Here is an 18,884-nt window from a genome sequence, read left to right on the forward strand (position 1 = left end):
TAGGCTTGGGCATTGCAAAAGCAATGCCCACTTCATAAGCAGAGGCTTGGGCATTGCAAAAGCAATGCCCACTTCATAAGCAGAGGCCTGAGCAATTGTGAAGCATGCCATCCTCGCAGGCCGTCTTTTCGACAACCCTACCGTTATTATCGCAAAAGCGGACATAGTTTGCAAAAGCCGCAATACGAAAAACCCGGTCTCTCAGGCGCAGAGGAACGGGCTCGCCGGAAGACTATTCGATTTTGGCCCGGGGATGGGTCCGGTCGTAAACCTCCTTCATTTTGCTCCGGGTGACTTGCGTATAGATCTGCGTCGTGGAAATATCGGCATGACCGAGCATTTCCTGAACGGACCGGAGGTCGGCTCCGTTCTCCAGCAGGTGCGCGGCAAACGAATGCCGGAGCGTGTGCGGGGTGATTTCCATCCGAATGTCGGATTCCGCAGCGTAGCGTTTAATGATTTTCCAGAAGCCCTGACGCGTCATCCGGGTCCCCAAATGGCTGACAAACAGCGCCTCCTCAGCCTTGGACGGCTTAAGCAGCTTAGGCCGCATCGTTTGGATATAGGCCTCCACGTACTCCGAAGCGATCCTCCCGAGCGGAACGATCCGTTCCTTGCCTTTGCCAACACAACGGATAAAGCCCAGACTGGGGTTGACGCTGTCCACGTCAAGCGAGATGAGCTCCGACACCCGGATTCCCGTCGCGTACAGCACCTCCAGCATCGCCTTATCCCGCATCCCGTTGGGTGTCGTCGTCAAGGGGGCTTGGAGCAGCTTGCCGACCTCTTGAACCGACAGCACCTTCGGAATCCGCTTCTCGAGTCTCGGCGTCTCCAAATGCAGCGACGGATCGCTGTCCAGCAGACGCTCCTTCACGAGGAATTGGTAAAAGGCGCGGATGGAAACCATACTCCGGGAAAGCGTGGCCGTAGCCCTCCCCCGCTGCTTCAAGTCCAGCATATAGCCGGAAATGTTCAGCTTCCCGCTGTCGCCCAGCGTAGAAATGCCGGAGCTTTCCAAATAATCTATATACTGAGACAAATCGCGTCGGTACGAGTCCAGCGTATTCTGAGCAAGGCCCCGATCCTCCGCCAAAAAACGGATAAACGAGTTGAGTTCCTGTTTCATGCGCAATTGATCCCCTTTTATGTCTTGCATCGGCGCTTTTAAAACAATTCCACATACAGGATCAATTTTCCTTCCGCCACGGAAAGCTTTTTTACTCGCCGATCCGGTAGAACAGCTTCAGCCGTTCGCTCATCGTGGTCTTGTCCGAGGCCGCAGCCACCTGATCGTTCTGGAACGCTTTGACGGCGCGGCCTGCGGGCTCCTTGTACTTCGGCTCCGGCTCCAGCCATCGCGTAACGGCGAGCAGCATGTGATAGAGCGCAAACGTAAACACCACGAACAAGAGGGCGAAACGAAAGCGGCCGAGCCACTTCCGCGCCCGAACATGAAAAATCACGGCTTGTCTCCTCCTCCCCTGTTCCCTCCCGCCGGCCTGGCGCCGGACCGCGGGAGTTCAGACAGGTTCTAAGAGTACACTATGACCGAATAGGCAAATTTATGCGCATTCGAGGATGACGGGACCAAACCGTATGGCCGAACGGCGCCGCTGCAGTTGTCAACTGATCGGCAGCAGCGAATCCAAGCCCGTATAAGGCAGACCGACAGCTTCGGCTACCGCGGGATACGTGACGTGGCCCTGATAGGTGTTCACGCCGAGCTTAAGCGGCGGATTGCCATAGAGCGCACGGGTAACCCCTTTACCGGCCAACTCGAGGGCATAGCCGATGGTCACATTCGTGAGCGCCAGCGTCGAGGTCCGCGGCACGGCCCCCGGCATGTTGGCGACTGCATAATGAAGGACGCCATGCTTCTCGTACGTCGGCGCGCTGTGCGTCGTCACGCGATCCACCGTCTCGATCGAACCGCCCTGATCGACGGCCACATCCACGATGACGGCCCCGGGCTTCATCTGCCGCACCATCTCCTCGCTGACGAGCTTCGGCGCCTTCGCGCCCGGAATGAGGACAGCCCCGATCAGCAGATCCGCCTTTTGAACCGCATTGGCAATATTATAGGGGTTGGACATCAGCGTGCGGATACGGCCGTGGAACACGTCGTCCAAATAGCGGAGCCGCTCCGCGCTGCGTTCGATCACGACGACGTTGGCGCCGAGGCCGAGCGCCATTTTTGCGGCGTTCGTTCCTACGATGCCTCCACCCAAAATGATCACGTCCGCCGGAGGCACACCGGGGACGCCGCCGAGCAGAATGCCGCGCCCGCCGTAATTTTTCTCCAGAAACTGCGCGCCGACCTGAACGGACATGCGTCCGGCCACTTCGCTCATGGGCGTAAGCAGCGGCAGCCCCCCGTTCGGGAGCTGAATCGTCTCGTACGCGATGGCAGTTACTTTATGCTGCACAAGCGCCTCGGTCAGCTTCGGCTCGGCCGCCAAATGAAGATAGGTAAACAGCGTCAGCCCTTCGCGGAAATAGCCGAATTCGGAAGGGAGCGGCTCCTTCACCTTCATAATCATTTCTGCCTTGCCCCACACCTCGGCGGCCGAAGGAAGCAGCTGGGCGCCCTCCTTGGCATACTCCTCGTCGGAGAAGCCGCTGCCCGCACCGGCCCCGGCTTCCACAATCACGCTGTGCCCGGCTTCTCTCAGTACCGCTGCACCGCCAGGGGTCAATGCGACGCGGTTTTCGTTGTTTTTGATTTCTTTCGGTATCCCGATGATCATCGTTTCTTGCCTCCTGTTCCTTATTTTGAACCAGAGCGTATGATATGGTATAGCGTTTGCCTTTTCGGTGCGAATATGTGAGAAAATGCAAAAAACCTTCATACTTGATCTAGCGTCAAGCCGAAGGTTTCGTGTTTACGTTTTGTTCTTGTCGCGGCAGCGGTGGCAAATGCCCTGAAAATCGAGCCGATGGTCGAGCACCTGAAACCGGTACTCCCGCTCCAGCCGTTCTTCCAGCGCGCCCAGCCAGTCTTCCATAATCTCGTCGACGGCGCCGCACTGCACACAGATGAGGTGATGATGATGGTGATGAGAGCTGTCATTGCGCAAGTCGTAACGGGCTACGCCGTCGCCGAAGTTCATTTTCTCGAGAACGTGCAGCTCGCTGAGCAATTCCAACGTACGATACACGGTGGCAAGGCCGATTTCGGGCGCTTTATCTTTGACGAGCATAAAAACGTCTTCCGCGCTCAGATGATCCTCTTCGTTCTCCAGCAAAACCCTGACGGTCGCTTCCCGTTGAGGCGTCAGCTTATAGCCTTGCGATTGCAACTGTTGTTTGATTTTTTCGATGCGAGATTCCATGCTTCTCCCCCACGGGTTTTGCACCGAAGCAAAACCTTTCTCGTAAGCTTAAGCTTTCTTCATGCTTACATTATAGGAGGAGGACTTAGGGAAAGTCAAACCTTTTAAGACCCGGACATCGTTACCAGCATGGGCGTTACCCATTTCATCATAGCCGGGGACACGTAAGCCTCGAATACCGCCACGCCGAGCAGCAGCGCGCCGGAGGCCAGAATGACGCCCGAGAATCGCATAAAAGGTTCATATAGAGCGCCCTTGCGGCGGATAAACCGGTTTTTGACCAGATGAATCGTGAAAGCCATCGCCGTGACGCTGCATACGAGCAGCAAAGGGATGACCACCAGGTTCGGCGGCACGACCGAAACGAGCGCAAACAGCAGCCCCTTCCAGGATAAGGTGCCGACCAGATAGCCGACGGTGAAGCCGACCAGCACACCTTTCAAAAAATCCAGAATGAGAATAAGCGGCAGGCCGATGACGGACAGGCCCAGCACCCAAATAATTAAAAACCATTTGATATGCATGGAAAACGAATCCTTGAACGAACCCGTAACATCGCCTTCCAATCCGCCTTGATGGACGGACGCAAAAAAGCTGCCCAAATACCGGCTCAGCTCCTGCTTCTGCTCCATCGAGAGGGCGTTCACCATCACCGCACCGAAAACGACGCCCGTGACGAAGACGACGCCTACGAATAAATAGAACGACAAATGCTCCTTCATATACTGCTCCAGCGTACGGTTCCGCATCATGCCGGCGCGCCCCCCTTGTCCGAATAGTACAGAATATGAGGGGGGGCTACGGTTTATGACTCCGGGCGTTTTTCGCGTTATTCGTTCCGTGCAGCCACTTTGCCGTATTTGCCGCCGCCGCCCGTATCGAGCCGCAGCGTGCCTGCCCGCGCTTCCCTAATATAACCGGCAATCGTTTCGCCCGCCGCATCCGCAAGCTCTTCGAACGATACGCGGTGCAGCAGGTTCATTTCGGAGCCGAACCGCTCAATGAGGCGATCGAACGTTTTCGGCCCGAGGCCCGGGATATATTCAAGCGGCACCTGGTAGCAATACGGCGGACGATCCGGAGCAACCCAAGGCTCCTCCCGGTCCGCAAGACTCAAAATCCGGTCCATTACGCCGCGGACAATCCGCGGACTGCCGCAGTACAAACATCGCTCCACGGCAGCCTGGCCCTGCTCGTCGAGAATCGAGCTGCAATCGCCGCAGTAGGTGCGGTGGTATTTGCCGAGCCGCGGATTGAGTCCGTAATTGGCAAGCACACGGCGTCCATCCTTCTGCGACAAAGCTTTTCGCAGCTCCTCGAATGTCGGCGCTTCAAGCGCCAGCTTATTGTATTCGCGTCCGATCTTCGGGAGCGAATGAGCATCGGAATTGGTAAGAAACGTGTAGCGGTCCAGCTCGCTGATATACCCGGCCATGACGGAATCGGCGCTGAGACCGAGCTCGACGGCCGCGATCCCTTCCAAATCGAGCAAATGCTCCATTCGTGTCGAGCAGCTTCCATAGATGCTTTTATGCGGGGTGAAAATATGTGCGGGAATCAGAATGCCTCCGCGCGCGATAACCTCCCGCTGAAGCTCCCGGGCGGTGACATAGATGCGCTGCGAGCTGAGCTGAACATTTTTCATATGCTTGCGGAGCCACTCCGTGAAGCTCTGCATATCGCCCAGCTTGGGCAGATAAGCGATCAAATGGGCCGTCCCCAAGCCGGGGTCGCGCACCTCGATCTCGCAGCCCAGCAGGACGGTTGTCCGGTGAAAACGGATGCCTCCGCCTTCCAGCTCTTCCATCTCGCCTTTATCCAAGTAATGCAGCATTTCCCGCTGCACGCCCGGGGAATGGCAGTCGATGATGCCGATCACGTCGATCCCTTTGCGCTCCGACGCTTCCTGCGCGATGTTGTAGAACGTCAGGTTGTTCGCGGCGCTGATTTTGACCGCTTCGCCCGCTTCCGTTCGCCCGATATGAATGTGCAGGTCGGCGTAGTATGCGTTCGTGCTCATGTCGGGAACGAGCCGGTAAGCTTGTACAGCTGCCATGCGTAAACGGCCATGATCGTCTTGGCGTCGCTGATCCGCTGCTCCCGGATGTATGCCTGCGCCTGCTCCAGCGTAAGCTCTTCGATTTCGAGAAATTCGTCTTCGTCGGGGTTCGCTTGTCCCTTCACCAGCTGCTCGGCGGCATACAGATGAAGAATTTCGTCGGCGAAGCCGGGCGATGTATAGAAAGAGCTGATATGGCGAATCGAGCCGGCGGTGTAGCCGGTTTCTTCCTCCAGCTCGCGCTTGGCGGCATCCAGCGGATTCTCGCCGGCGTCCAGCTTCCCTGCGGGAATTTCCACTTGGCTTTTCTCCAGCGGCTTGCGGTATTGCTCGACGACAATCATCCGGTCATCCGGGGTTAGGGCCAGAACCGCGACCGCGCCGGGATGCTTGACGATCTCGCGGGTCGCTTCCCCGCCGTTCGGCAGCTTTACGGTGTCCACCTGCAAGGAAATGATTTTTCCTTGAAAAATCGGCTGGGTGGAAACCGTCACTTCTTCGAATTTTTTATGCGTCTTATGCGGCATGGAAGATTCCTCTCTTCTCTTTACGGGTATTGTAAGAATAAGACCAAAGCTCATTATACCACATCCGGCGGCCGAAAGCCGACCGCGTAAGGACATAATCGTGTCGTCTCCCGCATAAGGTGGATTATATGAACCTATCGAAGCAGGAGGGGTACTCTATGAAAACGTATGTCAATGCAGGGCAGCTTCGTTTGGTAGGGAAAAGCTGGGAAATCCGCAGCTATTTGAAAATGGCACTGGACCGCGTCTCGACTGATGTGCCGCTTGCGGCTTTTCTGGACGGGACGCAGGCCGGTACAGCTGCTACGGTTTATCCGGGCCCCCGTCCCGAAGGAGCCGGTACGCCGCTCCCGCCGCCGTACAAATGGCCGCAAAAAACGCCGGATCGTCCTGCCAGGCTCGCCCCATGGAAATGATCGGCTGCCCGTACGCTTCCAGAGCGGCGGCCATGTGCTCCAAGGGCGGCGGCGCCTCCCACAGCAGCCGATGACGCCGGGCGAGTCCGCTCTGCCGGACCTGCTCGCGCAGCAGCGCGGCTTCCGCAGCGGCGGACAGCAGCGGCAGCGGGACGCAGGCCGGCGCGAGCGCGGCTTGGCCCAGTGCCACCGCCGTATGGCGGCTGAGCCCGCGGTGCCGCGGCCGCGGATCGGCGAAGCTGATGCGGGCCATCGCCACGGGGATGCCCCCGAGGGAATGCGCCGCGCCCACAAGCTCGCCTGCCTCGATACCGCTGAAGCCGTATACCGTGCCGGTGCCCACGATACCGGGACCCATGCAGACGACGGCCAGATCGGCTTCCAGCACATGCCTCGCGGCAAGAAGCGCCGTGTATTTATTGACGGCTTCGATGTCGCCGCCGTAAGCGTGCCCGTAGGTGACCGCCCCGGCCAGCCAGCCAAGCTGCCGCAATCGCCGTACATGTCCGCTGACCGCCAGAGGCAGGGCCCCACCGTCGGTCATGACATAAGCGATGCGCGGTACTGGCGCTCCCGCCTCGCGTGCAAGCTCGCGGAGCCAGCATACGGCGGCAGGCAGCATGCTGTGGAGCTCGCCGATGAGCACCGGCATCCCGTTCAGCGTACGCGATTCGGCAAACAGAGCGTGATGCGGACTTGACGGCTCCTCGACCGAAAGCACGGCCCGCTGCAAAGACGTGTAACGCAGCTTCATAATATGCCCTTCCTGCGTTTCAGGCTCCGGCGGATTTGCACTTCTGCCATACGGACTGTCGATCCCCTCCTCGTCCGACCTCCCAAGTATCGCGTGAACGAAATGCACGCCGCCCGTCCCGAGCCCCAGACGAACGGCCGTCGTATTCAGCAGCACCTCGTCCCCCGGCCGAAGCGGCGCTCCCACGCCAAGATCGTGCAGCGCAGCAGCCGTTTCTCCGTTCCCAAGCCGCACCCGAACCTCCTGCAGACCATGCAAGGGTGAAGGTTCCCCTGCCGTTTCCGTAACGACCGCCGTTTCCCACCGTATCCTCATGTTCCGTTTCCTCCCGCTTTCGCACAAAAAAATCGCCGCTTACCCAATAGAGATAAGCAGCGATTAAAACAACCTGTATGTTATTACATTATGCCGGAAGGTCAAGCATTATGCCTTGGCGACTTCATTCACGATCGAGACGACCACTTCCGCCGTTTTGACAAGGTCCGAAATTGCGATCCGTTCTTTCGTCGTGTGGATGTCCAGATAGCCGATCGCCAGATTGACAGTCGGTACGCCCATGCCGTTGAACATATTGGCGTCGCTGCCCCCGCCGGAATGGAAGGTGCGCGGCGTGCAGCCGACGTTCGTCAGCGCGTTCATCGCAAGCTTCACGACCGGAGCGGACTCGTCGTACATAAACGCAGGATAGATGACTTCGCTTTTGAAGTCAAGCTTCGCGCCCATCTCCTCTGCCGCTTCCTCGCACGCTTGACGCATTTTCTCGACCTGCTCGTACATTTTCGCCTGCGTGATGCTGCGCGCCTCGCCTTCGAGCGTTACCCGCTCGACGACGATGTTCGTCGCGCCTTCCACGCCGCCCTCGAACCGTCCGATGTTCGCGGTCGTTTCTTTGTCGATGCGGCCCAGAGGCATGCGTGCAATCGCTTTGCTCGCCACGGTAATCGCGCTCACGCCCGCTTCGGGATTCACGCCCGCATGAGCCGAGCGGCCCCAGAACGTGATGTACACCTTCGCCTGCGTCGGAGCGGCTACGGCGATGTCTCCGATGGTGCCGTTCGAGTCCAGCGCGAAGCCGAGATCCGCATCGACCCATTTGGCGTCCATCGCCCGGGAGCCCTTCAAGCCGGATTCCTCGCCCGCCGTAATAATAAACTGAATTTGCCCGTGCTCGATGTTGTTTTCTTTCAGTACGCGAATCGCTTCGAACATAGCGGCCAGCCCCGCTTTGTCATCCGCCCCGAGAATCGTCGTACCGTCACTGCGGATGTAACCGTCCTCGCCGATCTGCGGCTTGATGCCCTTCCCCGGAGTAACCGTATCCATATGTGAAGTAAAGAACAGCTTCGGCAGCGGCTTTGCGGATGTGGCCGGCAGCGTGCAGATCAGATTGCCCGAGCCGTGGCCGGTTTTCGCCGCGGAGTCGTCCTCCTCCACCTTCAAGCCCAGCTCGGTGAATTTTGCCTTCAGCACGCGGCTAATTTCCTGCTCGTGCTTCGTTTCGCTGTCGATTTGCACCAACTCGATAAATTCGTCTACCAATCGCTTTTGCTGAATCATAGCTTTCCTCCATTAGGCCGCTTGGGTTATTATAGGAATAGTATTCCCTTGATAAGGAGCTGAAATCGTTGCAAAATAAATTGATCTTCAAAATCGTCGTCTATACGATGATCGTCTCGATGCTGTTGTCCACCCTGTTGTTTACGGTAAGCAATTTCTTCTAGATTTAACTGCGGCGACGCTGACGGGCGGCGGACAAGCCCCCGCGGCAGCACGCCGGCTGTTAGTAGAGCTTCGTGTCCTGATTGTACGCTTCCAGGTTCTCTTTCACCCGCTGCAGGAAGCGTCCGCAGATGACCCCGTCCAAAATGCGGTGGTCCAAAGACAAGCACAGGTTGACCATCGAACGGACGGCAATCATGTCCTGAATAACGACCGGTTTTTTCACGATCGATTCGAAGGTCAATATGGCGGCTTGCGGGTAGTTGATGATCGGATACGACAAAATCGATCCGAACGAGCCCGTATTGTTCACAGTAAACGTGCCGCCCTGCATATCGCTGAGCGTCAGCTTGCCGGCTCTTGCTTTCCGGGTTAACGTATCGATCTCCCGGGCGAGGCCGGCAATATTCATTTGGTCGGCCTTGTGGATGACCGGGGTGACGACGAAGTCCTCGGTTCCTACGGCCAGCGCCAGGTTAATATCCCGCTTGACGATAATTTTGTCAACCGCCCAGACCGAGTTCATGATCGGATAATCCTTGATCGCGCCGACGACCGCTTTGAGCAGGAAGGCCAGATAGGTGATGTTAATCCCTTCCTGTTTCATGAATTCGCCCTTCACTTTGTTGCGCAGCAGGACAAGGTTCGTCACATCCACCTCGATCATCGTCCAGGCATGCGGAATTTCCGTCACGCTCTGGCGCATGCGGCTGGCAATCGTATTGCGGATCGGCGTCACGTCGATCAAATATTCGCCCCGGCCGTCAAGCGGCTGACCCTCCACTTCGATTTTCGGCAGCGGCGGATTTTCCGATAAATGGATACCGGTCGAACGGACCGGCACCTTCGGCGGCACCGGGAGGAATACGCCTGCGGTCGCAGCTTCCGCAGCGGCTTCCGCATTGACGGCAGCCACCGGTTTACCCTCTTCGACCGCTGCAGTCTTGCCGCTCGCTACGTAAGCTTCCACGTCTTTGCGCGTAATGCGGCCGCCAAGGCCCGTTCCCTTCACTTCCGAGAGCGCGATTCCGTGTTCTGCAGCAAGCTTGAGCACCGCAGGCGAATAACGGCCGCGCATGCCTGCTTCACCGTCGGCTTCCGGAGCTTCGCGACGGGCTTCTCCGGTTTGAGCGCGCTGCGGCTGAGAAGCGGCTTCTGCGGCTCCCGCCGTGCTGCCGCCTGCCTGATGCGGCTCCTCAATCAAACAAATATCTTCTCCGACCGCAGCCGTATATCCTTCTTCCGCCAGCAGCTTGACAAGCCGTCCTTCGATCGGCGACGGCATCTCCACCGTCACCTTGTCGGTGATCAGCTCGCACAGCACGTCGTACTGTTCGATATAATCCCCCGGCTGCTTCAGCCATTTGCCGATCGTCGCCGATACCAGACTTTCGGCCAGATGAGGAACCTTGACGCCGGTTCCTTTGGTCGCTTGATCGCTCATGTAACGGTCCTCCTAAAACAAAGCCAGCTTCCGCATGGCTTCCATGATCTTATCCGTATTGAGAAGGAAAAATTTCTCCATCGGCGGATTCATCCCGACGGCCGGAACGTCCGGCGCGCAGAGCCGCATGATCGGCGCATCCAGCTCAAACAGCAGCTCCTCGGCAATGATCGCGGACACTTCCGCCCCGACGCCTCCGGTCTTGTTATCCTCGTGGATGATCAGCACTTTGCCGGTTTTGGCCGCCGCTTTGAGAATCGCTTCCGTATCCAAAGGCTGCAGCGTTCTCAGATCGAGCACATGAGCCTGAATGCCTTCTTTGGCCAGCTCTTCCGCCGCACGCAGCGCATATTGCACGGTGAGACCGTATGTGATGACGGTGATGTCGGAGCCTTCCCGCTTCACGGCCGCTTGGCCGATCGGCACGATATAATCGTCCTCGGGCACTTCGCCCGTAACTGACAAGTAGCATTTCTTATGTTCGAAGTACAGCACCGGATCCGGGTTGCGGATCGCGGCTTTTAAGAGCCCTTTGGCATCGTAAGGATCCGAAGGGGCGACGATGACAAGCCCCGGCGTGCCGAAAAAGACGGATTCCGGACATTGGGAATGATACAGCGCGCCGCCGCCGGTCGCCCCGTACGGAGCGCGGATCACGACGGGACAGCTCCAGTCGTTGTTCGAGCGGTACCGGATGCGGGCCGCTTCGCTGATGATCTGGTTCGTCGCCGGGAAAATAAAGTCCGCATACTGCATCTCCGCGACCGGCTTCATCCCGTACATGGCGGCGCCGATCGCTACGCCAGCGATCGCCGATTCGGCGAGCGGCGTATCCATGATCCGCTCTTCCCCGAACTGCTCCTTCAGCCCTTTCGTCGCATTCATGACGCCGCCCTTGCCGACGTCCTCCCCCAGGACGAAGACGTTCTCGTCCCGCTCCATCTCTTCCTTCATCGCCGTGCGAATCGCTTCCAAATACGTAATGACCGCCACGAATTAGCCCTCCCTCTGTTCCGCGTACACATGCTTCAGCGTATCTTCCGGCGCCGGAAACGGCGCATCGTCCGCGTAATTCGTCGCTTCGACCAATTCCCGCTTGATGGCCGCCGCCAGCTCGGCGTCCTGCGTCTCGCTCCAGAGGCCGCAGTCGATCAGATACTGCTTGAATCGCGGCAAGCCGTCCTTCGCGCGGTTCTCTTCGACTTCCTCGGAGGTGCGGTAGAGCAAATCGTTGTCGGACGTCGAATGCGGAGAGATCCGATACATAACCGCTTCGATCAAGGTAGGACCTTCCCCGCGCAGCGCGCGCTCGCGCGCTTCCTTCACGACGCGGTACACTTCAAGCGCATCCCGGCCGTCCACCTTAACGCCCGGGAAGCCGTAGCCGTGGGCGCGCTCGGCGATGCTGCCGCCCACCTGCTTGTGCAGCGGGATAGAGATCGCATACTGGTTGTTTTCACACATGAAAATGACCGGCAGCTTATGCACGCCCGCAAAGTTGCAGCCTTCGTGGAAATCGCCCTGATTGCTCGATCCGTCGCCGAAGGTCGTGAACGCGACGAAGTTTTTCCGTTTCATCTTGGCTGCCAGCGCAAATCCGACCGCGTGAGGCACTTGGGTCGTCACCGGAGAAGAGCCGGTAACGATATTCAGCTTTTTGTGGCTGAAATGCCCGGGCATTTGCCGTCCGCCGCTGTTCGGGTCCTCCGCCTTGGCAAAAACGGACAGCATCAATTCCTTTAACGTCATACCGACCGAAAGCACGAAGCCGTAATCCCGGTAATACGGTAAAAAGTAGTCTTCCTCGCGCGAAAGCGCGAAGGCGGCGGCCACTTGCGCCGTTTCCTGGCCGATCCCGGACACGTGAAACGCGATTTTGCCCGAACGCTGCAGCAGGAAGCACCGCTCGTCAAACATGCGGGCTTTCAGCATGTATGTATACATCTCCAGAGCCTGACTGTCCGTCAATCCGAGCTGCCGGTGTTTTGTCATTTGACCGATGGACATGGAGTAATAGACGCCTCCTTTTACAAAAGCAAGAGAATTTTTAATACCTGGTGCTAATACCAGACATTATAACTATATTATAAACCGTTTGGTTTACGAATACAATTTTATTCGATAAAGAGGCGCTCTCCCGGCCTTCCGGCAGCAATCTTACATATTGATGGACCGTCCGTCCACGGCCAGCATCGCCTCGCCCAGCAGCTCCGAGAGGGTCGGATGCGGATGGATCGTCTGCCCGATTTCCCACGGGGTCGCATCCAGCAGCTGAGCGAGTGCAGCTTCCGAAATGTAATCGGTCACGTGCGGTCCGATCATATGGACGCCGAGCAAATCGTTCGTCTCTTTGTCAGCCACCACTTTGACGAATCCGTCGGTCTCCCCGAGCACGATCGCCTTGCCGAGCGCCCGGAAATGAAGCTTGGATACCTTGACTTCGCGTCCCCGTTCCTTGGCTTCCCGTTCCGTCCAGCCGATGCTTGCCGTCTCCGGACGGGAATACACGCACCGCGGCACTTGGTGCGGCTCCACCTTATGCGGCTGTTGCCCCCAGGCATGCTCTGCCGCAGTCAACCCTTCATGGGCGGCGGCGTGCGCGAGCTGAAGTCCGCCGATGCAGTCCCCGACTGCATAAATATGCAGCTCGGCCGTCTGCATTGATTCGTTGACGCGAATGAAGCCGCCATCGACCTTTACGTCGGTATTTTCCAACCCGATGCCTTCGACGTTGGCTTGACGCCCTACGCACACGAGCGCGATTTCGGCCGACAGCTCGGCTTCCTCCTCGCGATGCTCCACCTTCAGCGTTACGCCGCCCTCATGCTTGCGGACGGATTCCGTGAGCACTTTGGTGCCTGTACGCACGTTTACCCCGCGTTTTTTCAGCAGCCGCTCCAGCTCTCGCGATACGTCTTCATCCTCGCTCGGAAGCAGTCTCGGCGCGAATTCCACAACCGTGACCTGCACGCCAAAATCGTTAAGCAGCGAAGCCCATTCGACGCCGATGACCCCTCCGCCGATAATGACCGCCGAAGCCGGCAGCTTCTCCAGGCGAAGCGCCTCGTCGCTGTTCAGAATCGTCACGCCGTCGGTTTCCAGACCCGGCAGACTTCTTGGACGGGAGCCCGTGGCGATGATCACCTTCTCCGGCACCAGCGTCAAGATCTCGTCATCGCCCTGATCGACGGAGACCGTACCGCTCCGCGGCGAAAAGATGGAAGGACCGATTAATCTGCCCTTCCCCTGGAATACGGTGATTTTATTTTTTTTCATCAAAAATTGCAGCCCGCTGTATAGTTGCTCGACCACCGCATCTTTGCGGCTCGCGACTTTAGAGAAATCTAGGGTGACCGCCTCGGCTCCGATACCGAATCTGTCGCTGTCTTTCATGAGGGCGAATACTTCCGCACTTCGCAGCAGCGCCTTGCTTGGAATGCAGCCGCGGTGCAGACAAGTTCCTCCGAGCTTATCCTGCTCGACAATGGCCACGCTTTTGCCAAGCTGAGCGGCCCGGATAGCCGCCGTATAACCGCCGATGCCTCCGCCAAGAACAACCATATCAAAAGTATGCGTCATCCATGATTCCTCCTGATACGTAAGATTCTCTTATTGTAACTCTATTCCGCGGCAGAAATATAGTCCAAAATGTGAAATGACATGAATTCTTGATAAATTTATGATAACGTAGAGAGTAACGATTTTGAAGACATAGAAGGAGCCAAGCATGAAGGCCGTTATATCTCGTTTCATCGCGATACTGCTGCTGGTCGTGCCCGGACTCATGGCAACCTACGGATTTTTGGCCATGAAGGACGCCTGGTTCGCCCAATTCGATCCGGCGACGGGCTTCCTCTGGTGGAAGTTTGCGCTGGGATTGCTGCTGTTTGCCGCAGGAGTCGCTTTTATCGGGGGATGGATTTTTTTCCGGGACCGCAAACGCAATTATGTCGCGCCGCGTTTTCGCAAAAAACGCAAAAAGGGATAGGCCAGCATCCGCCTGTCCCTTTTTTGTCGTTCAGCCTCGTCCGCGGCCGGCTTGATCCAGCCAGCGGAGCAGCGCGTGACGCTCGATGATGGCGCTTAACGACCGCCGCCAGGTAATCGCGTGCAGACCGGCGAGCACGGTTAATGCCGCAGCCTGCACCGAAATGGGGGTAAGCTGCGAAAACCCTACGCCAAGCGCAAATCCAAGCACGTTGGCTCCGGTATCGCCCAGCATAGCCTTGCCGCGCAGATCCGCGCGTGCAAATAGCCCCGCCCCGATCGTAAGCGGAACCAGCAGACACCACACATTCCAATTGGCTTGCGCTCCGCTCTCCTTCGCAAGCCAACCGAGCAGAAGCAGCGAAACAAAAAAGCCCTTCAATGCCCGTCCGGGCCGGACGTCAAGCAAATTAACCGCATTGGTGGCGAGCAGAATAAGAAGCAGCTTCAAGGGGAAAAACCACAGCGGACCGCTATCCTCCAAGAGGTTTAACCCGGTCCCGCTAAGAGACGGGTCCGGTTCCGGCAGCAGGACAATCATTCCCGCCGCTAAAGTCGCCCCCGCTTTGACGATCCCGGTCGTCACCCTCCGCTGCCCGATCCAAGTTTTCCAGTGGTTGCGCAGCCCTTTGACCTCCCGCTCCCCGAGCAAATCGTCAAGCAGTCCCGCAAAGCCGACCATCGTGACCGCCAGCATCCATCGGTCGTTATCCGGCCAAGAGGGAGGCGCCGCCCATGTCCCGTACAAATACCAGAGCAGCAGCAGCCCCCACAGAAGCACGCCTCCGGCCGTCGGAACAGGACATCCCCGGTAGTTGGTTTCGGTGAGCCCTTGCTCCTGCAAAAAACGGATGACCCCCGGCAGCAAAACGGCTCCTGCAGCGAGCAGCAAGCCCGACGGGACCGCCCATCCCCACAGCCAGCCGGTCATAGTCAGCATGCCGGTTTGCGCCAGCACTGCCATAAGGTCAATCCGACCTCGCAGAGCTGCTTGCCCCGATGGAGCCATCCCTGCCAGCTGCGTCCGGTTTCCCGGTGCCGGAAAGGAACCTCCAGCTCGACGATCCGATAGCCGAGCTTGACGGCATCAACCATCATGCCGACCTCGGCCCCGAACCCTTGGTATTTCCGCTCGCAGCGGCGCAGCACTTCGCTTCGCATCGCCCGCTGGCCGGATAACGGGGCTCCCGATTCGTAGCCGCTGAGCAGACGGACGCCGCGGCCGGCCAAGCCTCGGACCAGCCCGAAGCCTCCCGGGATGCTTGCCGGCGGAAGCTTCGCTACGGTCAAATCCGCCTCCCCCCGCAGCACAGGCTCAAGAAGCAGGGGAAACTTCTCGGCGGTGCTGCCGAGATCGGCGTCCAGAAACACGACGATCTCCCCGGAAGCCGCTTGCCAGCCCGCAAATAACGCCGCACCTTTGCCGGAATTTACGGGAAAACGCAATACGACGTCGGCCCAAGCGCAAGCGACATCTCCCGTACCGTCGCGGCTTCCGTCATCCACAACGATGAGCTGCATATCGAACGAAAATTCCGCTGACGCCGGTGCCTTCGAGACCGCTTCCAGCGTGGAAGCCAGCAGACGCGACTCGTTCCAGGCGGGAATAATGACGGATATAAGCGGAACCATTGCTTTCTCTCCCTTCTCTCAATGCAAAAAGCGGACGAAGGATAACCACGCGGTCCCGGGCCTTGCCGGCTTACGCCGTTCGTTTGCGGGGTATAAGCGGCTGATTCCCCGGGCATCGACAAGTCTGCTCCCGATCTTCATCCGCACAAGCCAGGTGCTGCCCATGCCTTTGCGTCCTTTTTCCATAAAATCCTGCATATGGCTGTGCAGCCCGACGGTTACGATCTGCTCGCAGCCTTGTTCGTAAGCCAGCAGGAGCGCCGCATCCTCGCTCGTCCCTCCCGTCGGCAGCAAAGCCGCTTCAAGTCCGAGCCGCCGAAGGCGCTCCATCCCCGGCGCCTCTCCGTTCCGATAGCTATGTACGATTAATTCGGCCCCGCTGAATAAAGCAAGATCCGATACGCTGTCCATATCCCCAATGATCATGTCGGGAGTATACCCTGCTTCCAAAATGGCGTCAGCCCCTCCGTCCACACCGATCAGCACCGGACGGACCCGCCGTATGTAACGCTTCAGAGCGGCAAAATCTTCCCGGTACCCGCTTCCCCGGACCACCACCAGCACATGCCTTCCGGGGAGCTCCGTCCGCAGCGAAACGGGCGGAAGCGGTTCGAGCAGCTGCTCCTTTTCTTCGACAGCGTATTTTAACGTATTCTCGATAAACCTGGCGAGCTGCTTCGGCTCGGAGGCTTGTGCGGCCCGGTATGCGGCCAGCCAGCTTTGCCGGGTAAACCGGCGGCAGGGCACCCACGACGTCCCCGTATCAATCCCGTTGTCGGTCACGGTAACGGTCCGGGAAGCCTGCAGCAGCTCGAAGGCGTCCGCAGACGTCTCCACAAGGGGTGTGCCCGCCTCCAGAAGCTCCAAAACCGCCCGGGAGGCAATCGCCCCGGTCATTGTCCGGCCCGTGTTCACGACGACGGACACCCGGGCCTTGAGCAGGCCGCGAACGGCCAACTCGTCGAGGTCGTCGTGCGCCAGCACGGCGATCCGCCCCGGTCCTAAACGCTGGAGCAGCCGCTTGGTGCTTCGGTCGCTTTCCGTTATACCCGTTATGGGCAAAAGTCCCGTTTTCGATCTCCATCTCATAGCTTCATCCCCAATCACGTCAAGGAATCCAGCGCCTGCTCCACCCTCGTTACGCCTTGCGACATAACATGTCCGCTGGCCACCGCCGACGCCACGGCCGTCGCCTCGAGAATTTCTTGCCGGGATGCTCCCTTCGACAGCGCTTCTTGCACGTGATACAGCGTACAGACTTCGTTATTTGCAAACAATCCGATGCCAAGGGCAATCAGCTGCTTCTGCTTTTCATCCAGCGCTCCGGGGGCAAAACAAGCGGCTGTAAAATGATGGTATGCTTCCACCATCGTCGGCATAAGCTCTTTCATGTGGCCGACACCGACCTTATAAGAGTCGACTTTTTGTAAGCTGTCCGCTTGATGCATCGCGGCGCCTCCTTCCGGTTTTCCTTGGTTTAGCTTCCCCTCGTTCCAAAGGCATATGCAAAAAGATCGAAGATCGTGTCCAAAAAAAATCTAAAATTAACGAAACCACTTACAATATTCTACAAAAATCGATTTTATCGTATGGTATAATTAGTTTTATCCTAGGGTAAGGAGTAGATTCAATGCAAAAAACATGTCAGAAAATTGTTCGTGTTCAGAATGGTCTGATTACGGAAATTTATGATGGCTTGGTTTACCGAGACTTCAGTGACAATGAAAGCGCATTGAAGGAATTGCTGATGGACGATATCGGTCTGGATTTTGATTCCATACTCCATACTTACGAGCAACTGATCTATGAGTTAGCTTGCTCCAGTTCGGAAATCCGTTCCTCCATCATGAAGCGTTTGCCCGAAGGCTGGCTCGATTGGGCACACGATTTGTATTCCGACAATAAAGCCGAAGATAAAGCGATGCTGCCAATCACTCAGCCGATCCTATAATTGCCTGACCCCAGCCGCATACTTGGGTAATCGCGTTCCATACTAAACGTGAACTCACTTAGGCGGAGGTGCGTCTTGAGATGATTGACAATCTCGAAAGCAATTACGACTGCTCCAATGCAGGCGGGGATCTTGAAGAGCTGCAGCAGCAGCTGGCCAGGATACAAAATACCGAGCTGGACGAACAAGCTCAGCAAACAGTCAACCGTCTGGAGAACCAGATCCAGTTTATCAAGAACAAGTGCGATATTCGCCCATAATCCGAGCTTTGGAAGAGAAAAGCCAGCCGTAGGAGATCCATCCACGGCTGGCTTGCATGCATTTGTGTGATAAAAAATGTGTTTTTTAGTCTTCGCAAAGCAGTCCGATGTCGCTAACATTATGAATGACATGGAAATTCAATAGTTGGTAGGCCGTCATCGCGTTTAATTTTTCATGCAAATCGTAAATCGCGACGTCACCGCGTGCTGTTTCGCCCAGCTTGATCGACACATGACATTCCACATAGACACGTTCTATTTGCGTGCGGGCCGCCATCGTGTAGTTGACGATACCATCGGAAACAAAATAGGCATGGTTCTTATCGGGCGTCAGAAAAGCGTCAACGATTTCGAAATCACCGTTGCCCGAATCAATGACGAGCTTGATTCTTTTTAACACGGCTTGCAGCCCCTTTCGTTTTGAATTTTTCGAGCGAGATTTAAACTCTTAAACGTGTAAACGTATTATATGTTTATCAGCATAAGCGTTTTTGCGTATATAGTCAATACTTTATTTACGTTAATTTTTGGATAAGTTATAATGGATTTATAGGTGGGTGATTAACCGTTGCGAAGAGTTCGTTTAAGAATAAAAGAAATTATGGACCAACGAGGATTAACACAGATACAGCTTTCTGAATTATCGGGGGTTAGGCAATCTGCAATAAGCGAGATGTCTCGTAATGTTCGTGAACAAATTAGTCTCATTCATCTTGCAAAATTAGCAGATGCTCTTAACATTGACGACATTAACGAGTTTCTAGTAATAGAAAAAGACGGCAGCCGATCGGATTAATGCA

Annotated in this window: 24 protein-coding genes; 6 read left to right on the top strand and 18 right to left on the bottom strand. The window is 57.0% G+C overall.

The genetic code is table 11. The features are described from left to right. Nucleotides 1-232: 232 nt before the first annotated feature. From xerD to PEH01S_RS31385, 7 genes are all read right to left on the bottom strand, one after another. Entirely contained in the window at nt 233-1,129 is an 897-nt protein-coding gene (gene xerD, locus PEH01S_RS31355) for a site-specific tyrosine recombinase XerD (protein WP_025846510.1), read from the bottom strand. Between the two features lie 91 nt (nt 1,130-1,220). Continuing rightward, entirely contained in the window at nt 1,221-1,466 is a 246-nt protein-coding gene (locus PEH01S_RS31360; RefSeq protein WP_025846512.1) for a DUF4227 family protein, read from the bottom strand. 159 nt (nt 1,467-1,625) lie between these two features. Beyond that, entirely contained in the window at nt 1,626-2,750 is a 1,125-nt protein-coding gene (gene ald / locus PEH01S_RS31365) for an alanine dehydrogenase (RefSeq protein WP_025846514.1), read from the bottom strand. Between the two features lie 135 nt (nt 2,751-2,885). Then, nucleotides 2,886-3,335 (bottom strand): ferric iron uptake transcriptional regulator, encoded by a 450-nt coding sequence (fur, locus tag PEH01S_RS31370; RefSeq protein WP_010499013.1) that lies wholly within the window; start codon nt 3,333-3,335, stop codon nt 2,886-2,888. Nucleotides 3,336-3,439: 104 nt separating this feature from the next. Next, entirely contained in the window at nt 3,440-4,087 is a 648-nt protein-coding gene (gene spoIIM / locus PEH01S_RS31375; RefSeq protein WP_025846517.1) for a stage II sporulation protein M, read from the bottom strand. A 77-nt stretch (nt 4,088-4,164) separates the two neighbouring features. Then, nucleotides 4,165-5,355 (bottom strand): endonuclease Q family protein, encoded by a 1,191-nt coding sequence (locus PEH01S_RS31380; protein ID WP_127490152.1) that lies wholly within the window; start codon nt 5,353-5,355, stop codon nt 4,165-4,167. Beyond that, the gene (locus tag PEH01S_RS31385; protein ID WP_025846519.1) at nt 5,352-5,921 is read right to left on the bottom strand and encodes an NUDIX hydrolase; all 570 of its coding nucleotides are present in this window, start codon (nt 5,919-5,921) and stop codon (nt 5,352-5,354) included. The genes PEH01S_RS31380 and PEH01S_RS31385 overlap by 4 nt, the downstream gene beginning before the upstream one ends. 158 nt (nt 5,922-6,079) lie before the next feature. Here PEH01S_RS31385 and mciZ point away from each other — a divergent pair, with 158 nt between their 5' ends. Next, entirely contained in the window at nt 6,080-6,337 is a 258-nt protein-coding gene (gene mciZ, locus PEH01S_RS31390) for a Z-ring formation inhibitor MciZ (protein ID WP_127490136.1), read from the top strand. Here the strand turns inward: mciZ and PEH01S_RS31395 are convergent. Further along, on the bottom strand, nt 6,225-7,406 hold the full coding sequence (locus PEH01S_RS31395; RefSeq protein WP_127490138.1) for a DUF3866 family protein: 1,182 nt from the start codon (nt 7,404-7,406) through the stop codon (nt 6,225-6,227). The two genes, mciZ and PEH01S_RS31395, sit on opposite strands and share 113 nt — an antisense overlap. A 108-nt stretch (nt 7,407-7,514) precedes the next feature. After that, on the bottom strand, nt 7,515-8,648 hold the full coding sequence (locus tag PEH01S_RS31400) for a M20/M25/M40 family metallo-hydrolase (RefSeq protein ID WP_025846521.1): 1,134 nt from the start codon (nt 8,646-8,648) through the stop codon (nt 7,515-7,517). Between the two features lie 68 nt (nt 8,649-8,716). On the opposite strand from PEH01S_RS31400, the gene prli42 reads away from it, so the two are divergent. Beyond that, nucleotides 8,717-8,812, top strand: coding sequence for a stressosome-associated protein Prli42 (gene prli42, locus PEH01S_RS34895; RefSeq protein WP_152547750.1), 96 nt, complete (start codon nt 8,717-8,719; stop codon nt 8,810-8,812). A 59-nt stretch (nt 8,813-8,871) separates the two neighbouring features. Here prli42 and PEH01S_RS31405 read toward each other — a convergent pair whose 3' ends face one another. The 4 genes from PEH01S_RS31405 to lpdA form a co-directional block, all read right to left on the bottom strand. Beyond that, nucleotides 8,872-10,254, bottom strand: coding sequence for a dihydrolipoamide acetyltransferase family protein (locus PEH01S_RS31405; RefSeq protein WP_127490140.1), 1,383 nt, complete (start codon nt 10,252-10,254; stop codon nt 8,872-8,874). 12 nt (nt 10,255-10,266) lie between these two features. After that, entirely contained in the window at nt 10,267-11,247 is a 981-nt protein-coding gene (locus PEH01S_RS31410; protein ID WP_025846523.1) for an alpha-ketoacid dehydrogenase subunit beta, read from the bottom strand. Nucleotides 11,248-11,250: 3 nt separating this feature from the next. Next, complete coding sequence (locus tag PEH01S_RS31415; RefSeq protein WP_127490142.1) at nt 11,251-12,261, bottom strand: thiamine pyrophosphate-dependent dehydrogenase E1 component subunit alpha; 1,011 nt, start codon at nt 12,259-12,261, stop codon at nt 11,251-11,253. Nucleotides 12,262-12,411: 150 nt separating this feature from the next. Continuing rightward, the gene (gene lpdA, locus PEH01S_RS31420) at nt 12,412-13,833 is read right to left on the bottom strand and encodes a dihydrolipoyl dehydrogenase (RefSeq protein WP_025846527.1); all 1,422 of its coding nucleotides are present in this window, start codon (nt 13,831-13,833) and stop codon (nt 12,412-12,414) included. 148 nt (nt 13,834-13,981) lie between these two features. Between lpdA and PEH01S_RS31425 the strand changes: the two genes are divergently transcribed. Further along, on the top strand, nt 13,982-14,242 hold the full coding sequence (locus tag PEH01S_RS31425; protein ID WP_025846529.1) for a DUF2627 domain-containing protein: 261 nt from the start codon (nt 13,982-13,984) through the stop codon (nt 14,240-14,242). Nucleotides 14,243-14,272: 30 nt separating this feature from the next. On the opposite strand, the gene PEH01S_RS31430 is transcribed toward PEH01S_RS31425, so the two are convergent. Genes PEH01S_RS31430 through PEH01S_RS31445 form a run of 4 tightly spaced genes read right to left on the bottom strand, consistent with a single transcriptional unit; the run spans nt 14,273 to nt 17,321 of the window. Beyond that, on the bottom strand, nt 14,273-15,205 hold the full coding sequence (locus PEH01S_RS31430; RefSeq protein WP_164828106.1) for an MraY family glycosyltransferase: 933 nt from the start codon (nt 15,203-15,205) through the stop codon (nt 14,273-14,275). Continuing rightward, nucleotides 15,175-15,873: a glycosyltransferase family 2 protein gene (locus PEH01S_RS31435; RefSeq protein WP_025846898.1), complete on the bottom strand. Its 699-nt coding sequence runs from the start codon at nt 15,871-15,873 to the stop codon at nt 15,175-15,177. The genes PEH01S_RS31430 and PEH01S_RS31435 overlap by 31 nt, the downstream gene beginning before the upstream one ends. A gap of 18 nt (nt 15,874-15,891) precedes the next feature. Then, nucleotides 15,892-16,962 (bottom strand): putative cytokinetic ring protein SteA, encoded by a 1,071-nt coding sequence (gene steA / locus PEH01S_RS31440; protein ID WP_246063118.1) that lies wholly within the window; start codon nt 16,960-16,962, stop codon nt 15,892-15,894. Between the two features lie 14 nt (nt 16,963-16,976). Continuing rightward, complete coding sequence (locus tag PEH01S_RS31445; RefSeq protein ID WP_127490146.1) at nt 16,977-17,321, bottom strand: carboxymuconolactone decarboxylase family protein; 345 nt, start codon at nt 17,319-17,321, stop codon at nt 16,977-16,979. A gap of 182 nt (nt 17,322-17,503) precedes the next feature. On the opposite strand from PEH01S_RS31445, the gene PEH01S_RS31450 reads away from it, so the two are divergent. Continuing rightward, the gene (locus PEH01S_RS31450) at nt 17,504-17,824 is read left to right on the top strand and encodes a hypothetical protein (RefSeq protein ID WP_025846903.1); all 321 of its coding nucleotides are present in this window, start codon (nt 17,504-17,506) and stop codon (nt 17,822-17,824) included. Between the two features lie 80 nt (nt 17,825-17,904). Then, complete coding sequence (locus PEH01S_RS31455) at nt 17,905-18,084, top strand: DUF2524 domain-containing protein (RefSeq protein ID WP_127490148.1); 180 nt, start codon at nt 17,905-17,907, stop codon at nt 18,082-18,084. An 85-nt stretch (nt 18,085-18,169) separates the two neighbouring features. Here the strand turns inward: PEH01S_RS31455 and PEH01S_RS31460 are convergent, their stop codons facing one another. Then, nucleotides 18,170-18,484: a hypothetical protein gene (locus PEH01S_RS31460; RefSeq protein ID WP_127490150.1), complete on the bottom strand. Its 315-nt coding sequence runs from the start codon at nt 18,482-18,484 to the stop codon at nt 18,170-18,172. Nucleotides 18,485-18,652: 168 nt separating this feature from the next. Between PEH01S_RS31460 and PEH01S_RS31465 the strand changes: the two genes are divergently transcribed. Continuing rightward, nucleotides 18,653-18,880, top strand: a complete 228-nt coding sequence (locus PEH01S_RS31465; RefSeq protein ID WP_084159453.1) for a helix-turn-helix domain-containing protein — start codon at nt 18,653-18,655, stop codon at nt 18,878-18,880. The last annotated feature ends 4 nt before the right edge of the window (nt 18,881-18,884 follow it).

It is taken from the genome of Paenibacillus ehimensis NBRC 15659 (genome assembly GCF_004000785.1).
GTDB classification, from domain to species: domain Bacteria; phylum Bacillota; class Bacilli; order Paenibacillales; family NBRC-103111; genus Paenibacillus_G; species Paenibacillus_G ehimensis.

Bases quoted from the DNA above. Each gene is read 5' to 3' on its own strand.
- xerD (WP_025846510.1), bottom strand. From the start codon at position 1,129: ATGAAACAGGAACTCAACTCGTTTATCCGTTTTTTGGCGGAGGATCGG.
- ald (WP_025846514.1), bottom strand. From the start codon at position 2,750: ATGATCATCGGGATACCGAAAGAAATCAAAAACAACGAAAACCGCGTC.
- fur (WP_010499013.1), bottom strand. From the start codon at position 3,335: ATGGAATCTCGCATCGAAAAAATCAAACAACAGTTGCAATCGCAAGGC.
- spoIIM (WP_025846517.1), bottom strand. From the start codon at position 4,087: ATGATGCGGAACCGTACGCTGGAGCAGTATATGAAGGAGCATTTGTCG.
- PEH01S_RS31380 (WP_127490152.1), bottom strand. From the start codon at position 5,355: ATGAGCACGAACGCATACTACGCCGACCTGCACATTCATATCGGGCGA.
- PEH01S_RS31385 (WP_025846519.1), bottom strand. From the start codon at position 5,921: ATGCCGCATAAGACGCATAAAAAATTCGAAGAAGTGACGGTTTCCACC.
- mciZ (WP_127490136.1), top strand. From the start codon at position 6,080: ATGAAAACGTATGTCAATGCAGGGCAGCTTCGTTTGGTAGGGAAAAGC.
- PEH01S_RS31395 (WP_127490138.1), bottom strand. From the start codon at position 7,406: ATGAGGATACGGTGGGAAACGGCGGTCGTTACGGAAACGGCAGGGGAA.
- PEH01S_RS31400 (WP_025846521.1), bottom strand. From the start codon at position 8,648: ATGATTCAGCAAAAGCGATTGGTAGACGAATTTATCGAGTTGGTGCAA.
- PEH01S_RS31405 (WP_127490140.1), bottom strand. From the start codon at position 10,254: ATGAGCGATCAAGCGACCAAAGGAACCGGCGTCAAGGTTCCTCATCTG.
- PEH01S_RS31415 (WP_127490142.1), bottom strand. From the start codon at position 12,261: ATGTCCATCGGTCAAATGACAAAACACCGGCAGCTCGGATTGACGGAC.
- lpdA (WP_025846527.1), bottom strand. From the start codon at position 13,833: ATGACGCATACTTTTGATATGGTTGTTCTTGGCGGAGGCATCGGCGGT.
- PEH01S_RS31425 (WP_025846529.1), top strand. From the start codon at position 13,982: ATGAAGGCCGTTATATCTCGTTTCATCGCGATACTGCTGCTGGTCGTG.
- PEH01S_RS31430 (WP_164828106.1), bottom strand. From the start codon at position 15,205: ATGGCAGTGCTGGCGCAAACCGGCATGCTGACTATGACCGGCTGGCTG.
- PEH01S_RS31435 (WP_025846898.1), bottom strand. From the start codon at position 15,873: ATGGTTCCGCTTATATCCGTCATTATTCCCGCCTGGAACGAGTCGCGT.
- steA (WP_246063118.1), bottom strand. From the start codon at position 16,962: ATGAGATGGAGATCGAAAACGGGACTTTTGCCCATAACGGGTATAACG.
- PEH01S_RS31445 (WP_127490146.1), bottom strand. From the start codon at position 17,321: ATGCATCAAGCGGACAGCTTACAAAAAGTCGACTCTTATAAGGTCGGT.
- PEH01S_RS31450 (WP_025846903.1), top strand. From the start codon at position 17,504: ATGCAAAAAACATGTCAGAAAATTGTTCGTGTTCAGAATGGTCTGATT.
- PEH01S_RS31455 (WP_127490148.1), top strand. From the start codon at position 17,905: ATGATTGACAATCTCGAAAGCAATTACGACTGCTCCAATGCAGGCGGG.